Source organism: Pseudomonas sp. SH10-3B, assembly GCF_019891415.1.
Classification (GTDB): domain Bacteria; phylum Pseudomonadota; class Gammaproteobacteria; order Pseudomonadales; family Pseudomonadaceae; genus Aquipseudomonas.
This window is the reverse complement of sequence record NZ_JAFLXD010000008.1, coordinates 106,980-128,291: the sequence shown is the minus strand read 5'-3', so window position 1 is coordinate 128,291 and position 21,312 is coordinate 106,980. Positions and strand designations below refer to the sequence as shown.

The window sequence follows — 21,312 nt, the reverse complement described above, 5'->3', positions numbered from 1 at the left end:
TACCGGTTTTACGGGTTGATAAACCAGCGGTATCAGGGGGTAGCGCTCGCGGCAGGACAGGCCCGGTCCAGCCCTGCGGCGACCGGGCACGTGGTGTTACTTCAGTGGCGTCAACGGCGGCAGCTTCCACTGGCCGTTACCCACTTCAGGCTTGGGCAGGTAAATCCGCAGTACGGCGTAAAACGGACCCGGTGGGGCCGGCAGCCAGTTGCTCTGCTCGGCCTTCGGTGGCTCGTGGTGCTGCAAAGCCAGGGTAAGGCCACCGTCGGCGTCCCGCTTGAGGCTGGAGAGCATGCGCGAGTTGATCAGATAGCGTTTCTTGTGGTTGGGCACCAGTTGCTTGGTCTTGGCGTCATACATGGTCAGCGACCAGAACGCGTCGGCTGGTGGCAGTTGGTCCTTGGCGAAGTGCACGGTGTAGCTATGACGTGCGCCGTTGGCGGGCTTGCCTTCGCTGTCGACGACGTAGCTCAGGTGCGCGGCTTCATCGCTGGAGTTGCCGAAAATCCGCAGGTCGGCGCCGGCATAGCGGTACAGGTAGTTGTTGTTCAGGTGGTCGCGGCTGCCGTACAAGTCGCCATTGGTGACCTGGTGCGTGTCGAGCTTGTCCTTTTTGAACGCGGAGAACTCGGCGCGGGCATCGGAGATCCCATCATCCAGGGCCTTGCGCTGTTCGGCGGTCAACTGGTTGACCTTGAAGGGCGCGCCTGGCGCAATGCCGATCTTGGCAAAGCGCGCCAGCAGGTCTTTCTCACTGTCCTGGGGCGCGGCGAAGGCCAGCATGAAGTTCAGGTAGCGAAACAGCTGCGGGCCTTCGGTCATGGCCGCCATCGGCTTGGGCCACTCGACCTTCGGCGCCTTGGGCGGTGCGGCTTGTTTGACGTAGTTACTCAAGGACTGCACTTTGTAGCCGTTCTGGATCTGCTTGACCTTGTTCAGGTCCTTCTCGTCGAACAACTGCGTGCGGTACAAGGCATAGGCAATGTTGCTTTCGCTGTACACCACGCGATCCACGTCGACCGGCTGCTGACCTTTCCAGTCAGGGCCGGCGATCATGTAGTGGCCGCCATTGTTGCCGGTGCTGCGGGTGCCCAGGTAGGCGAAGTTCTGGGTATAGAGGTCGATCAACTGCACCGAGTAGTAACGGTCGTCTTCGATCTTGGGCAGCGTCAGGACCTGGGGCTCGCTGCGCAGGTCCAGCCAGACGAAGGAGTAGGGCGTGTCCGGGTTCGGGGTGACGCCGGCGCTGTCCTTGGGGGTGAAGACCTGGGCAGTGTTGCCGATGTGATTGAACGGTGCCTTGAAGTTGGCACCGCCCTTGTCGACGGCCTGGGTGTAGAGCGTCTTGTACATCTCCACCACCGGGAAGCCATACAGGTAGGCTTCTTTGGCAATGGCACGGGCTTCGCTGGGCGTGGCGGTGAAATCAGCCCAGGCGCCGGTACTCATGAGTATCGAGAGGCTCGCCAACAGCAGGCGCGTCGGTTTTCCAATCATGTTGTTGCGTCCTTCCAAAGTTCGTTTGACTGACGGGGAATAAAGGCGACGAGTTTCCTGTTTTATTTCCCGAACGTCACGTTAATCCCTGCGAATAACGTGAACTCATCAATGCCGACCTCTACGGCGACTTGAACCTGCTTATTCCTGCCTCGCCTGGCTGGGTGGTGCTATACCGGCGACGGGTCAGGCGGCAGGCAGCATCGACTTGACCTTGTCGCGCAATTGATCAATGGAAAACGGCTTGGCGATCACCTGCATACCTGTGGGCACATCGATGTTCTCGGCATAGCCGCTGGCAAACAGGATAGGCAGGGTGGGGCGCAATTCACGTACCTTGGCCGCCAATTGCTTGCCGTCCATGTCCGGCAGGCCGACGTCGGTCATCATCAGGTCGATGACCTGAGCGGTATTTTCAACGGTCTTCAAGGCTTCTTCAGCGTCGGCAGCTTCAAGCACCAGGAACTCCAACTCTTCGAGCACATCAACGATCAGCATACGCACGATGGCATCGTCTTCGACGACAAGGATGGTGGAGGAGACTGCGGACATAATGAGGGTTCCCGAAAAAATGGAGGTGCAGGTCTTTAGCGGTTGAAAGACCATGCTCTAATGAGTCGCGTCAATCTCGGCAAGTTCCGTTGGCGCGCGCATTGTGACGGGTATAACGGAAAATGTCCCGCCAGCACAGTGAGTGTACGCAGGCTGCCCCAGCCTGTTGCAGGGCTGGGGTCAACCCGTTGAGTCACGCCGGCAAAGGCTCGGATACCATCATTGAAACTGCAAAACTGTCGATCTTGTCTGTGACGATGTGATTGGGGTGGAAATAGCTCACGTGGAATTGCCGGATGCCCTGCGTCGACATCCACGGCTGTAGCGTAGCGCCCATTGCGCCACTGTTTAATGTTTTTTCAATGCCGGCTTGCATGGACTTCGCATTGTCAAACTTGACCAGCCCGCCATTGGGTTCGAAGAAAAACCATTCCTTGCGGCCATCCTTGACTCTGATGCCCGCCAGCATGGCGTGATCTTGCGTGCTGATTCTCACGTATTTGGTGGTTGCGGACGTGCTCAGGTCGTCAATGATCTGCTGATGCGTAACCAGTGAGGGAGCGCCGTTTATATGGAACGTCTCCTTTTGGTTCACGGCATCCTGCAGCTTTTTTATATCGTGATTGAATTTAGCGTGCAGTGAAGAGGGTGATTGCGTGGTGGAGGCCCTGCGAAGGTTTTCGAGGAATACGGTTTCGTCACCGCGATGCAGGGCGAGTGCCATGGCGTTCACCATACCGGCGCAGTCGCCCTTGGAGGCCAGGTCAACACGGGCAAGGTAGTCTGCTTGGGCAAAGCGATCGATGGAAACGCCGGGGCCAGCGACGTCGCTGGCAAGTTGGTGGCTGAAGTAACGGCCGACTTCCATTCTTTCCTTCTTCATCTCCCTGGCCAGAACCCCCATTTCTTCCGGCGTCCGGCCGGGTTTTGCGGCCAGCTCGACCAATGCTGGAAAGCTACGTTTTCCAGCGTAATCCGACAGGTCATCCAATGCGCCGCTTCGATACCCTTGGTTGAATTTCGACAGGGTTGCGGGGGTTCTCGCGCTGGCGATATTCGCTCCTACGCTGATCAGGTGTGCATCTACGCTGGCATCGAACAGACCGTTGCGCAGGGGCGAGAAATTCCCGATGGGCGGGCCATAGGGCACGTTTCGAAAAGGGTCATAGCTATACCATTGGCCATTTTTCAGCACGGCGACGCCTTCGACGCTCTGCTCTGCGACCTTATAGGAGCCGATCAGCGTCGGGCCATATTCCTGGTTGGCCGCCTTCAGCAAGTCATAGCTTCCCGATGGGCCTCGGACCTTGTTGATCAGCGCCTGCCCGGATTCATTCAGAAATCTGGCCCCACGGGTGGCCAGCCCGGCGGTTCCTGTCACCAGGCTCCTGGCTCCGCTCAAGGGGTTGAGCGTGCTGATAAGACCACTGCCGATGACGCGCGCGCCCTGCAGTGCCTTCACAGACGCGGATGTCGCGGATGACGCCACCTTGGCTAACTTTGCGCTCGCGCCGTAACCTGCGGTCACCAGCCCGAACGCATCCAGGCCAAGGTCGACAATGCCTGAGTCATAGTCACCGTCGCGAAAATTGACAATGGCCGATCTCAAGGGAATCAAGTTGAGAAAAAACTGCCTGACGCGCTCATCGCCGTCTTTCTGCTCATCGAATGTCGTGACTCCCTTGGCTTGCCGCCATTGGCCCTGACCGCCGATATCAAGGTGCTCAAGAAAAGCGTCCGCCAGGTAGTGGGTGCGGGACGAGGTAAAGCTTGAGGGCGCAATCGCCGGGTTGTCCCGGGGTTGCTCGCTTCCATGGCGGTCATGGTGTTCAGGGGTGAAGTGTTCCACTTTGGTCAAGAGACTGCCGTTGCGCCAAGCCTCCCCGGTGATAACTGCCTCCTGGCGCTTGACGATGCGTCTGTTGTTGAGGTCGATCTCATAAACACCTACCTCGGGTTTTCCATCAACTTGCCTTTCAGTTCTTACCAGCAATTGATTGAGTTTCGAATCGAAGCCAGGAGGGTTGAAAAAACCGGTGTCAATCTTGTATCGGTTGTACTGATAAAAATCGACTTTACCGAACTCCAGGTTTTCCCGATCTTTCAGCGGAAGTTCGCAAATCAGGTGTTTTACCTGGGTCTGCACACCTTCTTTAAGTGATGCGACCGCCGCCTCGTATTGCTCCATGAATATCCCGTTGACGTTAAGTCTGGGCTGCTCGTTAATCGCGTCGATGGGGAGTTCAGGATCGTCGGTTTTCCACCTGACGTTGATACCCATCATGGCCATATCCAGCATTGAGTGCTTGCCGTCCAATTGCTTGGATTTGTCATCGGAGACGGTTGAGAGACTTTTCGATTCAAACGCAACGCCTTCGCCAAAGTGTTCCTTGAGCTTTTCCAGGGCGATGGCTTTTCTACTTGGAATCTGCGCAGTGATTGATTTGGACGCCTTGATCCTGGCACTTAACTGCTCATTGAACGCGGTCCGGACGCGGTCCACTTCCTGGGGGGTGTAGAGGGCATCGTCCTTCTTCACGACCAGGCCATGGGTCACGCCCCAGTCCAGCAACAAGGTTTTGGTGATGTGTTCCGCCGGATCATTCAAGGCTTGTGCGGCACTCATGACCTGGCCGTAGCTCATCTGTGCTGCGGTACCCGGTGCGTGCGCTTCGACCTTGGCCACCGCAAGGCAGAAACTCACCCAGGCCTGGCTGCCGTTGACCACCGTGTCGGGGATGTCCTTGACCAGGAGTTGAGGCGCTGTGCGTGACAGCAACAGGTGGGTGGCCAGCTTGGCCGAGGCTTGCGTGGCCCGGCCCTTAGCCACCAGATGCTCGCTGAGTCCGGTGACGATGGCTGACGGTGGCTTGCCCCAATAGTCGGGGTGGCCCAAATCAAAGCCGGCAATTGAATGCCTGGCGGGCGACTCGACAGATTCACGATCAAGGCTGACGTGGAGGGCGGTCAGCACGTAATCGCTGATGCTCGTGGGCGTGGCAATCCCCCCCAGCCCTTCCTGAATGGCTTGCCCCATCGCCTGGGCCTTGGAGGATTTGAGCAGGGTATCGAGCGCCTTGCTCGGATCTTGCAGTTCGACATCCGACAGCGCGCTGGCCCTGATCAGGGCCCCCAGCGCCCCTTTGGCCAGCTCAGCCCGGGCCAGCGCAGGCTCTGTCTGGGCATTACGGCGCAGGATGCTGGAATCGACGATGCCCCGTACGTTGCGTTGCTGTTCCTGGGTCAAGGGCAGGGGCCAGGACAAGCCCCCGCCGAGATCGCCCAACGGCTGCTCCAGGGCTCTGGCCTTAGCTGCGTCGGCCAAGTGAATCAACTCCGCTCGGGTTTCAGGGGTAGGTAAATCATGCTGCTTGATAAAGCTTTCCAGGCTGACGGTGGACTCGCTGCCCAATACGCTGGACGGGTGAAAAGTCGAGCGTGGATCAATGCCAGTGTGAGCGGCCTTCAAATGTGCCAACACCGCCTGGGGTGTCGCATCCTCTGCCAGGCTCTTCGCGGCGTCGGTGAGCTGTTGCGCCAGGTTCTTCCAATTCTGCGAGTTCCCCTGCGAGCGTGCCTCTGGCGAAAGCGGCTGCGGCTCAACCGAGAACAGGTGTGCAGGGGAGGCGGCCGGGTTGCTATGGGCGGGTGTGGCCTGCGCGGGTGGAACAGCGTGATCGATAACCAGTGGGCGTGGCTGGAGGCTCAACGAGGACTTCATCTTCATTACCTTTAGTGGACTGGCCCTGCCAGGGCCTGATTCGGGCTTGAACTGAGTGTCGAGATCGCGCCAAGGTGTTCCCGCAGCAATGGGACCGGAATCGTCAGAAATCGTATGCATAAAACGCCGCAGCCGACCAGGTGTGGGTGGCGGGAAGTCTGGGTGTTCATGGGTTTAAACCTCAATACGCATCAGAAACGTAGCCCTCTACTGGCACTTTGGGGCAAACTCCCGGTTTTTCCCTACTTGGCCAAGGCATGCCCATGACTCCCGCGTCGTCCGTCGATGAAAAGAGCTTTCGTACACTGCTCAGCCGAAATGTAGCGTTGCCCCTGGGCGTGGGCGTGCTCAGCGCGGTGTTTTTCGTCATCCTGATCACCTACCTGTTGTCGGTGATCCAGTGGGTCGAACACACCGATCGGGTCATCAATAACCTCAACGAGTCGTCAAAGCTGACGGTGGACCTGGAAACCGGCATGCGCGGATTCCTGATCACCGGCGACGAGCACTTTCTCGACCCGTACGAAGTGGCCAAGCCGCGAATCATTGCCGATCTGCGCAATTTGCAGGACCTGGTCGCCGACAATCCGCAGCAGGTGGATCGCCTCAAACGCCTGGAAGCGTTGCAACTGGAGTGGAACAAATACGCCCAGTCGATGATTGATATGCAGCGCGAGAGTGGCGACTACCGCGGCGCGGTCAAGGCCGGGCGTGGCAAGCGCCTGACCGACGAAATTCGCAAGGAATACGAGGATGCGGTGGCTATGGAGCAGCAGTTCCGTATCACCCGCAATCAAGAAGTCACCCGCACTACGGTGCTCAGCGTCACGCTGTACCTGGCCTTTGTATTGGGCTTGAGTGGCTTCCTGGCGTATCGGGGTCGTAAAAATTTATTAGAATTATCAGAGAGTTACAGCGAGAACCTCGCGTCGCAAGAGAGGATCGCGCTGCGCCTCGAACAGCAGGCCTGGCTACGCAATGGCCAGACCGAGCTGGCTGAACAGGTACTTGGCCAGCTCACCCTCAACATGCTCGGTCGCAATATCCTGCAGTTCTTCGCCCAATACATGGGCTCTGTGGTTGCGGCGCTGTATGTGCGCGAAGAACATGGCGGTCTCAAGCGCGTGGCCACGTACGGCTTCTCCCGCGAGCAGGAGCAGCAGGAGCAGTCGATTTACAGTGATGAGGGCATCGTTGGGCAGGCCGCCCAGCTCGATCGCCTGATTCGCCTGGACGACGTGCCGGTGGATTACTTCAAGGTCAGTTCCGGCCTGGGCGAAGGGAAAACCCGCAGCGTACTGGTGATGCCCACCAGCGATGACGACCGCGTCAATGGCGTGATCGAGCTGGGATTTTTGCGACCGCTGAGTGAGCGTGATGTCGAATTGCTGGAGTTGATCGCCGGCAATATCGGCACCTCTATCGAGGCCGCGCGTTATCGCCAGCGTTTGCAGGAAGTGCTGGCCGAGACCCAGCAGCTCAACGAAGAGCTGCAAGTGCAGCAGGAAGAGCTCAAGACCGCCAACGAAGAACTCGAAGAGCAGTCGCGCATCCTCAAGGAATCCCAGGCCCACCTGGAAACCCAGCAGGCAGAGCTGGAGCAGACCAACGAGCAACTGGCCGAACAGACCCAGATCCTGGCCGACCAGCGCGATGCCATGGACCGCAAGAACGTTGAACTCAACCAGGCCCAGCTGGAGCTGGAAGACCGCGCCGATGAATTGCAGCGCTCCAGCAAGTACAAATCCGAATTCCTCGCCAACATGTCCCACGAACTGCGCACGCCGCTGAACAGTTCTCTGATCCTGGCCAAGTTGCTGGCGGAAAACCCCCAGGAAAACCTCAGCGCCGAACAGGTCAAGTTTGCCGAGTCGATCTATTCGGCGGGCAATGACCTGCTCAACCTGATCAACGACATTCTGGATATTTCCAAAGTAGAAGCCGGCAAGCTGGAAATGCGCCCTGAGAATTCCAGCGTGACGCGCCTGGTCGATGGCCTGCGCGGGATGTTCGAACCGCTGGCCGCCGACCGCAAGCTGGGGTTCCAGGTGCAGGTGCAGGAAGGTGCGCCGATCATGCTGTTTACCGACCGCCAGCGCCTGGAGCAGATTCTCAAGAACCTGCTGTCCAACGCGATCAAGTTCACCGAACAAGGCGAGGTCAGCCTGTCGGTGTCCCGTGCGCCGGGGGAAGGCATTGCCTTTACCGTGCGTGATTCGGGCATCGGCATTGCGCCGGACCAGCAGGAAAGCATCTTCGAAGCCTTCCGCCAGGCCGATGGCACCACCAACCGCCGCTATGGTGGCACCGGCCTGGGCCTGTCGATTTCCCGCGACCTGGCCGCGTTGCTCGGCGGTTACATCAGCGTGACCAGCGAACCCGGTAAAGGCAGCACCTTCACCCTGGTACTGCCGGAGCAGTATGTCGAACGCGAGGATGATGCCGCGCCGATCGAGCAACCGCGCCAGGTCGTGGCCGCCCCCGCGCCCAAGCCCATCGCGGTGTCACCGCTGCCAATCGCCGACGCCAAGCAGATCCCGCGCTTTGCCGACGACCGCGACAAGGCTCCGTTCGCCACCCGTTGCATCCTGGTGGTGGAGGATGAGCCGAACTTTGCGCGCATTCTGTTCGACCTGGCCCATGAACTGGGTTACCAGTGCCTGGTGGCCCATGGTGCGGACGAGGGCTACAGCCTGGCCGAGGAATTCATTCCCGACGCGATCCTGCTCGACATGCGCCTGCCGGACCATTCCGGGCTGACCGTGCTGCAACGCCTCAAGGAGCACGCCAACACCCGCCACATCCCGGTGCATGTGATTTCCGTGGAAGACCGCGTCGAAGCCGCCATGCACATGGGCGCCATTGGTTATGCGGTAAAACCGACCACCCGCGAAGAGCTCAAGGACGTGTTTGCCCGCCTGGAAGCCAAGCTGACCCAGAAGGTCAAGCGCGTGCTGCTGGTGGAGGATGATGACCTGCAACGCGACAGCATTGCCCGCCTGATCGGCGATGATGATATCGAGATCACCGATGTTGGCTATGCCCAAGCCGCCCTGGAGCTGCTGCGCACCAACGTCTACGACTGCATGATCATCGACCTCAAGCTGCCGGACATGCTCGGCAACGAGTTGCTCAAGCGCATGGCCACCGAAGATATCTGCTCGTTCCCGCCGGTAATCGTCTACACCGGGCGCAATCTGACTCGCGATGAAGAAGCCGAACTGCGCAAGTATTCGCGCTCGATCATCATCAAGGGCGCCCGTTCGCCAGAGCGCCTGCTCGACGAAGTCACACTCTTTCTGCACAAAGTCGAATCCCAGCTGTCCCATGATCGCCAGAAGATGCTCAAGACCGCTCGCAGCCGCGATAAGGTCTTCGAGGGGCGCAAGATCCTGTTGGTGGACGACGATGTGCGCAACATCTTCGCCCTGACCAGCGCCCTGGAACACAAAGGTGCCGTGGTGGTAATCGGACGTAATGGTCGCGAAGCCATCGAGAAACTCAACGAAGTCGACGATATCGATCTGGTGCTGATGGACGTGATGATGCCGGAGATGGACGGTTACGAGGCTACCGCCTTGATCCGCCAGGACCCGCGCTGGAAGAAGTTGCCGATCATCGCCGTGACGGCCAAGGCCATGAAGGACGATCAGGAGCGTTGCCTCGCGGCGGGCTCCAACGACTACCTGGCCAAGCCGATCGACCTGGATCGCCTGTTCTCGCTGATTCGCGTGTGGCTGCCGAAGATGGAACGTATTTAAGTGGAGCGACGTTTTTTGGAGAAGAGCAGCGATATTGAGCTGCGCCTGTTGATCGAGGCGATTTACCTCAAGTACAGCTACGACTTTCGCGACTACTCCGGTGCGTCGGTCAAACGTCGCGTGGCCCATGCCTTGCGCCAGTTTGACTGCGCGACCATTTCTGCGCTGCAGGAGCGGGTGCTGCACGATCCGGCAGCGTTCATGCAGCTGCTGCAATTTCTGACGATCCCGGTGAGCGAGATGTTTCGCGACCCTTCGCACTTCCTGGCGATCCGTCAGGAAGTGGTGCCGCTGCTCAAGACGTATCCGTCGATCAAGATCTGGATCGCCGGCTGCAGCACGGGGGAGGAGGTCTACTCCATGGCCATCCTGTTGCGTGAAGAGGGGCTGCTGGAGCGCACGATCATCTACGCCACGGACATCAACCCGGCGTCGCTGGATAAAGCCAAGCAGGGCATTTTCTCGCTGGAGAATGTGCGCGCCTACACGGCCAATTATCAGCAGGCCGGGGGGCAGCGATCATTTGCCGACTACTACACGGCGGCCTACGATTACGCCATCTTCGACAAGACGCTGCGCGAAAACGTGACGTTCGCCGACCACAGTCTGGCGACCGATAGCGTGTTCTCAGAAACTCAATTAATTTCATGTCGTAACGTATTGATTTATTTCAATAAAAAGTTGCAGGATCGGGCGTTCGGATTGTTTCATGAGTCGCTGTGCCATCGCGGCTTCCTGGTGCTGGGCAGTAAGGAAACCCTGGATTTTTCCGCCTACAGCAAGCAGTTCGAACCCTTGGTCAAGCAGGAACGGATCTACCGAAAATCATGAACGACGTTGCAGCCAACCCGATTCGCGGGATTGAAGCCATCGTCGTCGGCGCTTCCGCCGGCGGCGTCGAGGCCTTGCTGAATATTTTTGCCGCGCTGCCTGACACCTTTGGCCTGCCGATCGTTGCCGTGCTGCATCTGCCGGATGAGCGCCGTAGCCAACTGGCGGAAGTCTTTGCGCGGCGCCTGGCGATTCCGGTGCGGGAAGGGCAGGACAAGGAGGTGATCCAGGCGGGCACGTTGTATTTCGCCGGTCCCGGCTATCACCTTTCCGTAGAGCATGACCGCAGCCTGTCCCTGAGCCAGGAAGATCGGATACACCATTCCCGGCCGGCCATCGATTACCTCTTCGCCTCCGCCGCCGATGCCTATGGCAAGGGCCTGATGGCGATTCTGCTGACCGGGGCCAACCAGGACGGCGCCCACGGGATGGCCCATGTCAAGCAATCGGGCGGCACCACAGTGGTACAGGACCCCAGCGAAGCGCGGATTGCCGTGATGCCGCGGGCAGCCCTGGCCCTGCATACACCTGACCATATTCTGACCTTGAGCCGCATTGCCGCATTGCTGGCTTCCCTGGAATCCTCACCATGTTAAGTACTGTCCAGGCCAAACTGCTGATCGTCGACGATCTGCCGGAAAACCTGCTGGCCCTCGAAGCGCTGATCAAGCGCGAGGATCGCCAGGTCTTCAAGGCACTGAGTGCCGACGAGGCCTTGTCCCTGTTGCTGGAGCACGAGTTCGCCATGGCGATTCTCGACGTGCAGATGCCCGGTATGAACGGCTTCGAGCTGGCCGAGTTGATGCGCGGCACCGAAAAAACCAAGAACATCCCGATTGTGTTCGTCAGTGCCGCCGGCCGTGAGCTTAATTACGCGTTCAAGGGCTATGAAAGCGGCGCTGTAGACTTTTTGCACAAACCGCTGGATATCCACGCGGTCAAGAGCAAGGTCAATGTGTTCGTCGACCTGTATCGCCAGAGCAAGGCGATGAAGCAGCAAGTGGAGGCCCTGGAGCGCAGTCGCCGCGAGCAGGAGCTGTTGCTCACTCGCCTGCAGGCTACCCAGGCCGAGCTGGAGCAGGCGGTGCGCATGCGTGATGACTTCATGTCGATCGTCGCCCATGAAGTGCGTACGCCGCTTAACGGCCTGATCCTCGAAACCCAGCTGCGCAAGATGCACCTGGCGCGGGACAATGCCGCCGCGTTTACCCTGGACAAGATGCACGCCATGGTCGACCGCGATGAGCGGCAGATCCAAAGCCTGATCCGCCTGATCGAAGACATGCTCGACGTGTCGCGCATCCGCACCGGCAAACTGTCGATTCGCCCCGGGCGCTTCGACCTGGCGCAACTGGTACGCAACCTGGTGGAGAACTTCGCGCCGCAAGTGGCGGCGGCGGACTCGTCCATGCAGCTGGTGGCCGAAGAGCCCGTGGAAGGCAACTGGGACGAATTCCGCATTGAGCAGGTGGTCACCAATCTGCTGACCAACGCCTTGCGCTACGGGGCCAAGAGCCCGGTGGATGTGCGCGTGTATGCCGAGCATGGCGAAGCCAGAGTGGAAGTGCGTGACCGCGGGATCGGCATCAGTGAAGAGAACCAGAAGCGCATTTTCCAACAGTTCGAGCGTGTCTCGGCCAGCCAGGTAGCGGCCGGACTGGGCCTCGGGCTGTTTATTTCAGAGCAGATCGTTGCGGCCCATGGCGGCACCATTGAGGTTGAGAGCCGGATAGGCGAGGGCGCCTTGTTTCGGGTGTGCCTGCCCCTGGAACCGTCGGCATGAAATCAATCGTCACCCCGACGCAACCTCTGCGTGACCCCATGGTCGTAATTGCAGCAATTGACCGGACAAAGGCTTCCCATGAGTGAAGATGCACAAGATGTCGTTCTGATCGTCGAGGACGACGAATCCATTATGTTTGTGCTGGGTGAGTACCTGGCTGGCCTCGGGTATCGGGTGTTGAAGGCGATCGATGGCGAGCAGGCCTTCGAAATCCTGGCAACCAAGCCGCACCTGGACCTGATGGTCACCGACTACCGCCTGCCGGGCGGCATTTCCGGCGTGCAGATCGCCGAGCCGGCGATCAAGTTGCGCCCGGAGCTGAAGGTGATTTTTATCAGCGGCTATCCGCAGGAAATTCTCGACTGCAACAGCCCGATCACGCGCAATGCACCGATCCTGGCCAAGCCGTTTGATCTGGATACGTTGCAGGAGCATATCCAGCGGTTGTTGGCGTAAGGTGAGCCAGTCCCAGTCTGATGGCGTATCAGGCTCTCACGAGCCTGAATGACGCTATTGGGCTAATAGTCATTCACGCCCGGATCATCTCCCGCACCTTGGCGGTCAACAAATCAAAGGTGAAGGGCTTGGTGATCAACTGCATACCTGGATCCAGGAACCCGCCACGCACCGCCGCATGTTCGGCATACCCGGTAATAAACAACACCTTCAGGTCCGGGCGAACCTGCCTGCCAATCTCTGCCAGTTGCCGTCCATTCATCCCTGGCAGCCCCACGTCGCTGATCATCAGGTCAATGCGCTGGCCGGACTCGATGATGGGCAATGCAGTGTCAGCATCCCCCGCTTCGACAAACGCATAGCCCAGCTCGCTCAATACCTGGCTGACCAGCACGCGCACCGCCGGGTCGTCCTCGACGATCAGCACGGTTTCACCGGTAGTGGCGACGGGCAGCAGGGCAGGGTCCAACGGCGTGTCCGCAGTGACTTCACCGATAAAGCGCGGCAGGAACAGACTCACCGTGGTGCCTTTGCCCACCTCACTGTGCAGGGTGACATGCCCGCGTGACTGGCGCGCAAAACCGTAGATCATCGACAAGCCCAGGCCGGTACCCTGGCCGATGGGCTTGGTGGTGAAGAAGGGGTCGAATACCCGGCCAAGCAGGCTTTCCGGTATGCCACAGCCGGTGTCGCTGACGCTCAGCTCCACATAGTCGCCGGGCGTGAGTGTGCCGTAGGCGGCGGTGAACACGCTGTCAAGGTGGCGGTTGCTGGTATCGACAATCAGCCGGCCGCCACCCGGCATGGCATCCCGGGCGTTGAGGGCCAGGTTGAGCAGGGCGCTTTCGAGTTGATTGGGATCGGCTTCGGCGGTCCACAACAGAGGGTCGAGGCGCATGTCCAAGACGATGCTTTCGTTAAGGCTGCGTTGCAGTAACTCGCCCATGGACGTGACCAGCTGGTTGATCTGAACCGGCTTGGAATCCAGCGACTGACGCCGCGAGAACGCCAACAGGCGGTGGGTCAGGCCGGCGGCGCGGTTGGCGGAGGTCACGCCGAGGTCGATCAGGCTGTCGAGGTCGTCCAACTTGCCGCGGGACACGCGCCGTCGCAACAGCTCCAGGCTGCCGATGATGCCGGTCAGCATATTGTTGAAGTCGTGGGCGATACCGCCTGTCAACTGGCCGACGGCTTCCATTTTTTGCGACTGGCGCAGGGCTTCTTCGTTGCTGCGCAACTGCGCCGTGCGCTCCTCGACTTGCTGTTCAAGGGTCTCCAGGGTGCGCTGCAGGCGCAGTTCGCTTTCGCTCAGGTCGATCAGCCTGTCGCGCGCATCATATTGCCGGCGCCGGCCGCGCAGGGCGGCGCTCACCAGGCTGATCAGCGTGACCGGATGGAACGGCCGCTCCAGGAAGGTTACATTGCCCAGCAAGCCGCTGAGGTGGGATGAGCCGTTCTGCTCGGTACCGCCATGGTGGGTCATCAGCACGATCGGCAGGTCAGACCATGCGGGCTGCTGATGCAGATGTTCCAGCAGGGGTTCGAGGTCCGCGCCACGCAACGCTTCGGCCGCAATGATCAACAGGCCGGCGCCTTGTTCCAGGGCTTCGCACAGCACCGTCAGGTTGCTGGCGATGACCCCGCTGTAGCCGGCCTCGTTGAGCATCATCAGGGCCAACGAGCCGTCACGGCCCATTGGCGCCAGGACGATTGCGCGCTCGGATAGAGGGGAAATCGCCGTCACACGCCCTCTTCCTTGAGCAAAGGGGAGCCCGCGCCCATGTAGGTCGGGATCCCGCGCAAGACACCCTGGAAGTTATCCAGCGGCTCACCGACGGTCATGCCGCCGCTACCGATACGGTATTCACGGATAGTCGACTCGTGCGCGCCAGTGCGCTTCTTGATGATCGAGATGGCGCGGCGCACCTTGCCCAGGGCCTCGAAGTAACGCAACAGGATCACCGTATCGGCCAGGTAAGTGATGTCAACCGGCGCCTGCATGTCGCCGACCAGCCCGTGTTGCGCGACGGTCATGAACGTCGCCGCGCCACGGCGGTTGAGGTACAGCAGCAGTTCATGCATGTGCAGGATCAGCGCGTTTTCTTCCGGCATCGCCGCCTGGTAACCGTTGATGCTGTCGATGACCACGGTCTTGATGCCGCGCTCATCCACGCAACGGCGCACGCGGTGGGAGAACTCGCCGGGCGACAGTTCGGCGGCGTCCACTTGCTCGATCAGCAGGTTGCCAGTGGCTTGCAGGGCGGCGAGGTCAATGCCCATGTTGTTCATGCGTTCGAACAGCAAGCCCAGTTCTTCATCGAAGATAAACAGCGCGGCTTTTTCGCCACGGGCTACCGCGGCTGCGGCGAAGATCATCGAGATCAGCGATTTGCCGGTACCGGCCGGGCCGAGGATCAGGCTGCTGGAGCCCGTCTCGACACCGCCGCCCATCAACGCATCCAGCTCGCGAATGCCGCTGCTCAACGTCTGACGCACATAACCGCCACGATGCTCGGCCGCGACCAGGCGCGGGAACACGTGGATGCCATCGTGCATGATGGTGAAGTCGTGAAAACCACCCCGGTATTTTTGCCCGCGATACTTCACCACCCGCACGCGACGGCGTTCAGCGCCGTAGTTGGGGGTCAGTTCTTCCAGGCGAATCACGCCGTGGGCCACGCTGTGCACGGTTTTGTCGAGGGACTCGGTGGTCAGGTCGTCGAGCAGCAGCACGGTGGCGTCATAGCGCACGAAGTAATGCTTGATCGCCAGGATCTGCCGGCGATAGCGCAACGAGCTTTGCGCCAGCAGGCGGATTTCCGAGAGGCTGTCGATCACGACGCGGGTCGGCTTGACCCGCTCCACCACTTCGAAGATCTGCCGGGTGGCTTCGCCCAGCTCCAGGTCGGAGGAGTACAGCAGGCTTTGCTGATGCTCGGCATCCAGCAGACTCTCCGGCGGGGTCAGCTCAAAGATATGGATATTGTCGTCCAGCTCCCAACCATGGGACTCGGCGCCCTGGCGTAACTCGCGCTCGGTTTCGGACAGTGTGATGTACAGCGTTCGCTCACCCTCTTTCGCCCCGGCCTGCAAGAAGTGCAGGGCGACCGTGGTTTTACCGGTGCCAGGTTCACCTTCCAGCAGGAACAGGTGGCTGCGCGATAGCCCGCCGCAAAGAATGTCATCAAGACCTTCGATGCCGATGGCTGCTTTTTCGGTTAACAACGCTTTGGATGTAGACAAGAAGTGCCCTCAGGTCACATACGAGTAGAGGATGCGCGCCCTTGTGGACGCGCCATGTTCTCTTGACCGTAGTGCTTTGCGGCGGTTCAAATTGATGCGCGATTATTGCGCCTACAGGCCTTGCTGCAGGGCCGGATCGTCAGGATTTTGCTGTTCGAGCTGGGCAAGCAGCACCTGCACATTCTGCAATTGGCCGCTTTCTTTCCAGTAGTTGACCAGCAGCACCCGCGCCTTGCGATTGGCCGGGTGGCGCTGGATGATTTCTTCCAATTGGCGCTGGGCGGCTTCCAGTTCCTGCTGGGCGTGCAGGGTGGTGGCCAGGTCATAACGATAATCCTGGTTGTCCGGCTCCAACTCCACCGCCTTGGACAGGCCCAGCAGCGCATAAGGACGCTCGCCGTGGTGCAGCAACCACATGCCGAGGGCGTGCTGCAGGTAGGCCGATTCGGGATGCGCCGCCAATTGCCGCGCCAACAACTGGCGGGAATCGTCGGTCTTGCCCTGCTTATCCAGCAATTCGATTTGAGCCACCACGGCCTGCAGGTTATCCGGTTGCAGGCGCATGGCCTGCTCCAGGGCATGTTGCGCCTCGGGCAACAGGGCGCTGTGGATGTACAGGCGTGCCAGTTGAATCCAGCCTTCGGCGGTTTCGGGCTGGGCCTTGAGCTTCTTCACGAATTCATCGAGTACTTGCTGCAACGGTCCGAAATACAGCCCCAGGGTATCGGGCGACAGTCCGAGCAAGGCATTCGCGGCGGCAAAGCGCACCTCCTGCTCGGGGTCATCCAGCGCCGGGCCGAGCAACAGCGTGCGTTGGCCGGTCGGCACCAGGCCGACAATGCTGTGGATGGCGGCCTCGCGTACCCGCGGTGATTCGCTGCTGAGGTCTTTATCCGCGAGCTTCAAGGCTTGGGGGCTGGGGTAGTTGGGCAGTTCGACGTGCAACGCGGCGCGGCGCTCGGGTGTCAGGTCCGGCCGGCCCAATTGCTGATACAGCACGCGCGCGGCGCCTGGCTCACCGTTGTGCGCCTGTTTCAGGGCTTTGGAGTAACCATGGGCAATGGCGGGAGGCACGGCCACCTGGGTGTTGCGGGAGAAATACCAGGTGATCAGCACAATCAACAACAGGGCGCACAGGCCGACGATGGAGTAACGGCGTGACTTTGACATGCAGGCGTCCGAAAGCTTGGGCAGCTAGAGCAAAGCCATCAGCTTCGGTCAGACCAGGGCAGGTGTCAAACCTGTGTCAGGTGAGCACGTATTCCACCGGCTCCAGGGCTGGCGGCAAGTCGGTTTCGCCCAGCGCGGCGAGCACCTCGCGCTCCAGGGTGCGCAGCAGCGCATTGCAGGGCAGGTCGTTTTCGTCGAAGCCGAAGGGGTCTTCCAGGTCATCGCCGATTTCATCCAGGCCAAAGAAGGTGTAGCTGACGATTGCGGTGAACACCGGCGTCAGCCAGCCCAGTGGCTCGGCCATAGCGAACGGCAACAGAATGCAGAACAGGTAGATGGTGCGGTGCAGCAGCAAGGTATAGGGGAAGGGCAGCGGGGTGGTCTTGATACGTTCGCATGAGGCCTGGACCTGGCTGAGGCTGACCAACCGGGTTTCCAGCTGGGTGTAGCGCCATTCGCTGAGCACGCCTTGCTCGGTCAGTACGGAAAACCGCGCACCGACCGCCTGCAACAGCTTGTCCGGGAGATTGGGGTGGCGGCTGTCCACCTCGCTCCAGGGCTGGATTGCCCGGGCTTCATCTTCATGGCGCAAACGCGCGATCAGGCCGTGGGCAAACCCGCACAGTGCGCGCAGCAGGGCGGCACGTTCGGCCGGGTCGCTGAGTACCTGGGTTTGGCGAATCAGCGAGCGCACATCGATGATCATCTGCCCCAACTGCTTGCGACCTTCCCACCAGCGGTCATAGCAGGCGTTATTGCGAAAGCTCATGAAGATCGACAGCGACAGCCCCAGCAGCGTAAACGGCGTGGCATTAACTTTGGAGAAGTACGCCGGGTGCAGGGTTTCCACCAGCACGATCACCGAGGCCAGCAACGTTACCAGCAGGCTGCGCAGCGCGATGCGCTTGGCAATCGAGCCCTTGAGGGAGAACAGGATACCCAGGAGGTTGGGTTTGGGACGCAAGATCATCGGGAGCAGGACTTCTTCGGTTGCGCAGGCCCTCAGGTTAGGAGCTCGCGCGATCGACGTCCAATCGCTTGGGCTGACCGGCCGATCAGCGGGGTCGATGATTGGCCAAACCAGTCAGCCAAGTTGAAGGCTTTGACCATTGCCGCTGCAGCGCTGCGGGGCGACTATTTCCCGGGTTCCGTCCTTAGTTGATGCACAGTTCAAGGAAACAATGATGCAGATTCAGAACAAGATTTTCCTCGTCAGTGGCGGCGCGTCAGGCCTGGGCGCAGCCACCGCTGAAATGCTCGTAGCGGCCGGCGCCAAAGTGATGCTGGTGGACTTGAACGCCGACGCCGTAGCCGCCAAGGCCAAGCAGCTCGGCGACAACGCCCGCAGCGCAGTGGCGGATATCAGCCAGGAAGCGGCTGCCGAAGCCGCCGTGCAGGCAACGGTCGCGGCGTTTGGCGGCTTGCATGGTTTGGTCAACTGCGCGGGCGTGGTACGCGGTGAAAAGATCCTCGGTAAGAATGGCCCTCATGGCCTGGCCAGCTTTGCCCAGGTGATCAACGTCAACCTGATCGGCAGCTTCAACCTGTTGCGCCTGGCGGCAGCGGCCATCGCTGAAACCGAAGCGAATGCCGATGGCGAGCGCGGCGTGATCATCAACACCGCCTCCGTGGCGGCCTTTGACGGGCAGATCGGCCAGGCGGCCTACGCCGCGTCCAAAGGCGCGATTGCCAGCCTCACGTTGCCCGCGGCCCGTGAGCTGGCGCGCTTCGGTATTCGGGTGATGACCATCGCCCCGGGCATTTTCGAAACACCGATGATGGCCGGCATGACCCCCGAAGTGCGCGACTCCCTGGCCGCCGGCGTGCCGTTTCCGCCGCGCCTGGGCAAACCCGCCGAGTACGCCGCACTGGTGCGGCACATCATTGAAAACAGCATGCTCAATGGCGAGGTGATCCGTCTCGACGGCGCCTTGCGCATGGCTGCCAAGTAAGGAGCACTTCCATGACCGATCCTATCGTCATCGTCAGCGCCGTGCGCACGCCCATGGGCGGGTTCCAGGGCGACCTCAAGGGCCTGACCGCGCCGCAATTGGGTTCCGCCGCCATCCGTGCAGCGGTCGAGCGCGCCGGCATTGCCAGCGACGCCGTGGATGAAGTGTTGTTTGGTTGCGTGCTGCCCGCCGGCCTCGGCCAGGCACCTGCGCGCCAAGCCGCCCTGGGCGCGGGCCTGGACAAGTCCACACGCTGCACCACCCTCAACAAGATGTGCGGCTCGGGCATGGAGGCGGCGATCCTGGCCCATGACTCGCTGCTGGCGGGCAGTGTCGATGTGGTGATCGCCGGGGGCATGGAAAGCATGTCCAACGCGCCGTACCTGCTGGATCGCGCCCGCAGCGGCTACCGCATGGGCCACGGCCGCGTGCTCGACCACATGTTTCTCGACGGCCTGGAGGATGCCTACGACAAGGGCCGCCTGATGGGCACCTTTGCCGAGGAATGCGCGCAGCTGAACGGCTTCAGTCGTGAGACACAGGATGCGTTCGCCATCGCTTCGCTGACCCGTGCGCAAGAAGCAATCGCCCATGGCAGCTTCGCCGCCGAAATTGTCCCGGTACAGGTCACCGTCGGCAAAGAGCAGAAAACCATCCTGCATGACGAACAACCCCCCAAGGCCAAGCTGGAAAAAATCCCCAGCCTGAAACCGGCGTTCCGCGAAGGTGGCACCGTCACGGCGGCCAATTCCAGCTCGATTTCCGACGGCGCGGCAGCGTTGCTGTTGATGCGTGAGTCCGAGGCACAGAAGCGCGGCCTTAAACCACTCGCGGTGATCCACGGGCACACCGCGTTTGCCGATGAGCCGGGGCTGTTTCCAGTGGCGCCGGTGGGGGCGATTCGTAAGTTGATGAGCAAGACCGGCTGGAGCATCGCCGACGTCGATCTGTTCGAAATCAACGAAGCCTTTGCCGTGGTCAGCCTGGTGACCATGAGCAAGCTGGAAATTCCCCATGCCAAGGTCAATATCCACGGCGGCGCCTGCGCCCTGGGCCATCCGATTGGCGCATCCGGCGCGCGGATCCTGGTGACCCTGCTCTCGGCCCTGCGCCAGAAAGGCCTCAAGCGTGGCGTTGCTGCCATTTGCATCGGCGGTGGTGAAGCCACGGCCATGGCCGTTGAATGCCTGTATTAAGGACTGATCCCCATGCTGCCCAATGACGAACAACTGCAAATCAGCGACGCGGCCCGGCAATTTGCCCAGGAGCGGCTCAAGCCGTTTGCCGCCGAATGGGACCGTGAGCACCGCTTTCCCAAGGAAGCCATCAGCGAGATGGCCGAACTGGGCTTTTTCGGCATGCTGGTGCCGGAACAGTGGGGCGGGTGCGACACCGGTTACCTGGCCTACGCCATGGCCCTGGAGGAAATCGCCGCCGGTGACGGCGCCTGCTCGACCATCATGAGCGTGCACAACTCGGTAGGCTGCGTGCCTATCCTCACTTTCGGCAACGATCAGCAGAAGGCGCAATTCCTCAAGCCCCTGGCCAGTGGCGCCATGCTCGCTGCGTTCGCCCTGACTGAACCCCAGGCCGGCTCGGATGCCAGCGGCTTGAAAGCCCGCGCACGCCTTGAAGGCGATCATTACGTGCTCAACGGCTGCAAACAGTTCATCACCTCCGGCCAGAATGCCGGGGTAGTGATTGTGTTTGCGGTGACCGACCCGGCAGCGGGCAAGCGTGGGATCAGCGCGTTTATCGTGCCCACCGATTCGCCGGGCTATAGCGTGGCGCGGGTCGAGGACAAGCTCGGCCAGCATGCGTCCGATACCTGCCAGATCCTGTTCGAGGATGTAAAGGTGCCGGTGGCTAACCGTCTTGGGGAGGAGGGCGAGGGCTACAAGATCGCCCTGGCCAACCTTGAAGGCGGTCGCGTCGGCATCGCCTCGCAATCGGTGGGCATGGCCCGTGCAGCCTTTGAAGCGGCCCGCGACTACGCCCGTGAGCGCGAGAGCTTTGGCAAGCCCATCATTGAACACCAGGCCGTGGCTTTTCGCCTGGCGGACATGGCCACGCAAATTGCCGTGGCGCGGCAGATGGTGCATTACGCCGCTGCGCTGCGTGACAGTGGCAAGCCCGCCCTGGTGGAGGCCTCGATGGCCAAGCTGTTCGCCTCGGAAATGGCCGAGAAAGTCTGTTCCGCCGCCTTGCAAACCCTCGGCGGTTACGGTTACCTGAGCGACTTCCCCGTGGAGCGGATCTACCGCGATGTGCGGGTTTGCCAGATTTACGAAGGCACCAGCGATATTCAACGCATGGTCATCTCACGCAATCTCTAAGGAGCCGATA

15 protein-coding genes are annotated in these 21,312 nt (G+C 60.6%); 8 read left to right on the top strand and 7 right to left on the bottom strand.

What is annotated here, in order from left to right; translation table 11 throughout:
• Window positions 1-96: 96 nt before the first annotated feature.
• From J1G35_RS08955 to J1G35_RS08945, 3 genes are all read right to left on the bottom strand, one after another.
• Window positions 97-1,497 carry a DUF1254 domain-containing protein gene (locus tag J1G35_RS08955; protein WP_223014702.1) on the bottom strand — a complete coding sequence of 467 codons (1,401 nt, stop codon included), beginning with the start codon at window positions 1,495-1,497 and terminating at the stop codon, window positions 97-99.
• 186 nt (window positions 1,498-1,683) lie between these two features.
• A complete protein-coding gene (locus J1G35_RS08950) occupies window positions 1,684-2,049 on the bottom strand; it encodes a response regulator (protein WP_053129783.1) in 366 nt (121 codons plus the stop codon).
• A 193-nt stretch (window positions 2,050-2,242) separates the two neighbouring features.
• Complete coding sequence (locus J1G35_RS08945; protein WP_223014700.1) at window positions 2,243-5,770, bottom strand: hypothetical protein; 3,528 nt, start codon at window positions 5,768-5,770, stop codon at window positions 2,243-2,245.
• A gap of 263 nt (window positions 5,771-6,033) precedes the next feature.
• Between J1G35_RS08945 and J1G35_RS08940 the strand changes: the two genes are divergently transcribed.
• From J1G35_RS08940 to J1G35_RS08920, 5 genes are all read left to right on the top strand, one after another.
• Window positions 6,034-9,531 carry a response regulator gene (locus J1G35_RS08940; protein WP_223014698.1) on the top strand — a complete coding sequence of 1,166 codons (3,498 nt, stop codon included), beginning with the start codon at window positions 6,034-6,036 and terminating at the stop codon, window positions 9,529-9,531.
• Window positions 9,532-9,546: 15 nt separating this feature from the next.
• Window positions 9,547-10,362, top strand: a complete 816-nt coding sequence (locus tag J1G35_RS08935) for a protein-glutamate O-methyltransferase CheR (protein WP_053130118.1) — start codon at window positions 9,547-9,549, stop codon at window positions 10,360-10,362.
• Window positions 10,359-10,958: a chemotaxis protein CheB gene (locus J1G35_RS08930; RefSeq protein ID WP_223014696.1), complete on the top strand. Its 600-nt coding sequence runs from the start codon at window positions 10,359-10,361 to the stop codon at window positions 10,956-10,958. Before J1G35_RS08935 ends, J1G35_RS08930 begins: the two co-directional genes overlap by 4 nt.
• Window positions 10,952-12,145: a hybrid sensor histidine kinase/response regulator gene (locus J1G35_RS08925; RefSeq protein ID WP_053129794.1), complete on the top strand. Its 1,194-nt coding sequence runs from the start codon at window positions 10,952-10,954 to the stop codon at window positions 12,143-12,145. The genes J1G35_RS08930 and J1G35_RS08925 overlap by 7 nt, the downstream gene beginning before the upstream one ends.
• Before the next feature lie 78 nt (window positions 12,146-12,223).
• Window positions 12,224-12,601: a response regulator gene (locus J1G35_RS08920; protein ID WP_003217591.1), complete on the top strand. Its 378-nt coding sequence runs from the start codon at window positions 12,224-12,226 to the stop codon at window positions 12,599-12,601.
• Between the two features lie 73 nt (window positions 12,602-12,674).
• Here J1G35_RS08920 and J1G35_RS08915 read toward each other — a convergent pair whose 3' ends face one another.
• The 4 genes from J1G35_RS08915 to J1G35_RS08900 form a co-directional block, all read right to left on the bottom strand.
• Window positions 12,675-14,345, bottom strand: coding sequence for an ATP-binding protein (locus J1G35_RS08915; RefSeq protein ID WP_053129797.1), 1,671 nt, complete (start codon window positions 14,343-14,345; stop codon window positions 12,675-12,677).
• Window positions 14,342-15,844 carry an ATPase domain-containing protein gene (locus J1G35_RS08910; RefSeq protein WP_053129800.1) on the bottom strand — a complete coding sequence of 501 codons (1,503 nt, stop codon included), beginning with the start codon at window positions 15,842-15,844 and terminating at the stop codon, window positions 14,342-14,344. Before J1G35_RS08910 ends, J1G35_RS08915 begins: the two co-directional genes overlap by 4 nt.
• A 111-nt stretch (window positions 15,845-15,955) precedes the next feature.
• Complete coding sequence (locus J1G35_RS08905; RefSeq protein WP_053129802.1) at window positions 15,956-17,014, bottom strand: HEAT repeat domain-containing protein; 1,059 nt, start codon at window positions 17,012-17,014, stop codon at window positions 15,956-15,958.
• Window positions 17,015-17,090: 76 nt separating this feature from the next.
• Window positions 17,091-17,984 carry a bestrophin family protein gene (locus J1G35_RS08900; protein WP_223014693.1) on the bottom strand — a complete coding sequence of 298 codons (894 nt, stop codon included), beginning with the start codon at window positions 17,982-17,984 and terminating at the stop codon, window positions 17,091-17,093.
• 214 nt (window positions 17,985-18,198) lie between these two features.
• On the opposite strand from J1G35_RS08900, the gene J1G35_RS08895 reads away from it, so the two are divergent.
• Genes J1G35_RS08895 through J1G35_RS08885 form a run of 3 tightly spaced genes read left to right on the top strand, consistent with a single transcriptional unit; the run spans window position 18,199 to window position 21,302 of the window.
• A complete protein-coding gene (locus J1G35_RS08895; protein WP_223014691.1) occupies window positions 18,199-18,966 on the top strand; it encodes an SDR family NAD(P)-dependent oxidoreductase in 768 nt (255 codons plus the stop codon).
• A gap of 11 nt (window positions 18,967-18,977) precedes the next feature.
• Entirely contained in the window at window positions 18,978-20,162 is a 1,185-nt protein-coding gene (locus tag J1G35_RS08890) for an acetyl-CoA C-acyltransferase (protein ID WP_223014690.1), read from the top strand.
• A gap of 12 nt (window positions 20,163-20,174) precedes the next feature.
• On the top strand, window positions 20,175-21,302 hold the full coding sequence (locus tag J1G35_RS08885; protein ID WP_223014688.1) for an acyl-CoA dehydrogenase: 1,128 nt from the start codon (window positions 20,175-20,177) through the stop codon (window positions 21,300-21,302).
• The last annotated feature ends 10 nt before the right edge of the window (window positions 21,303-21,312 follow it).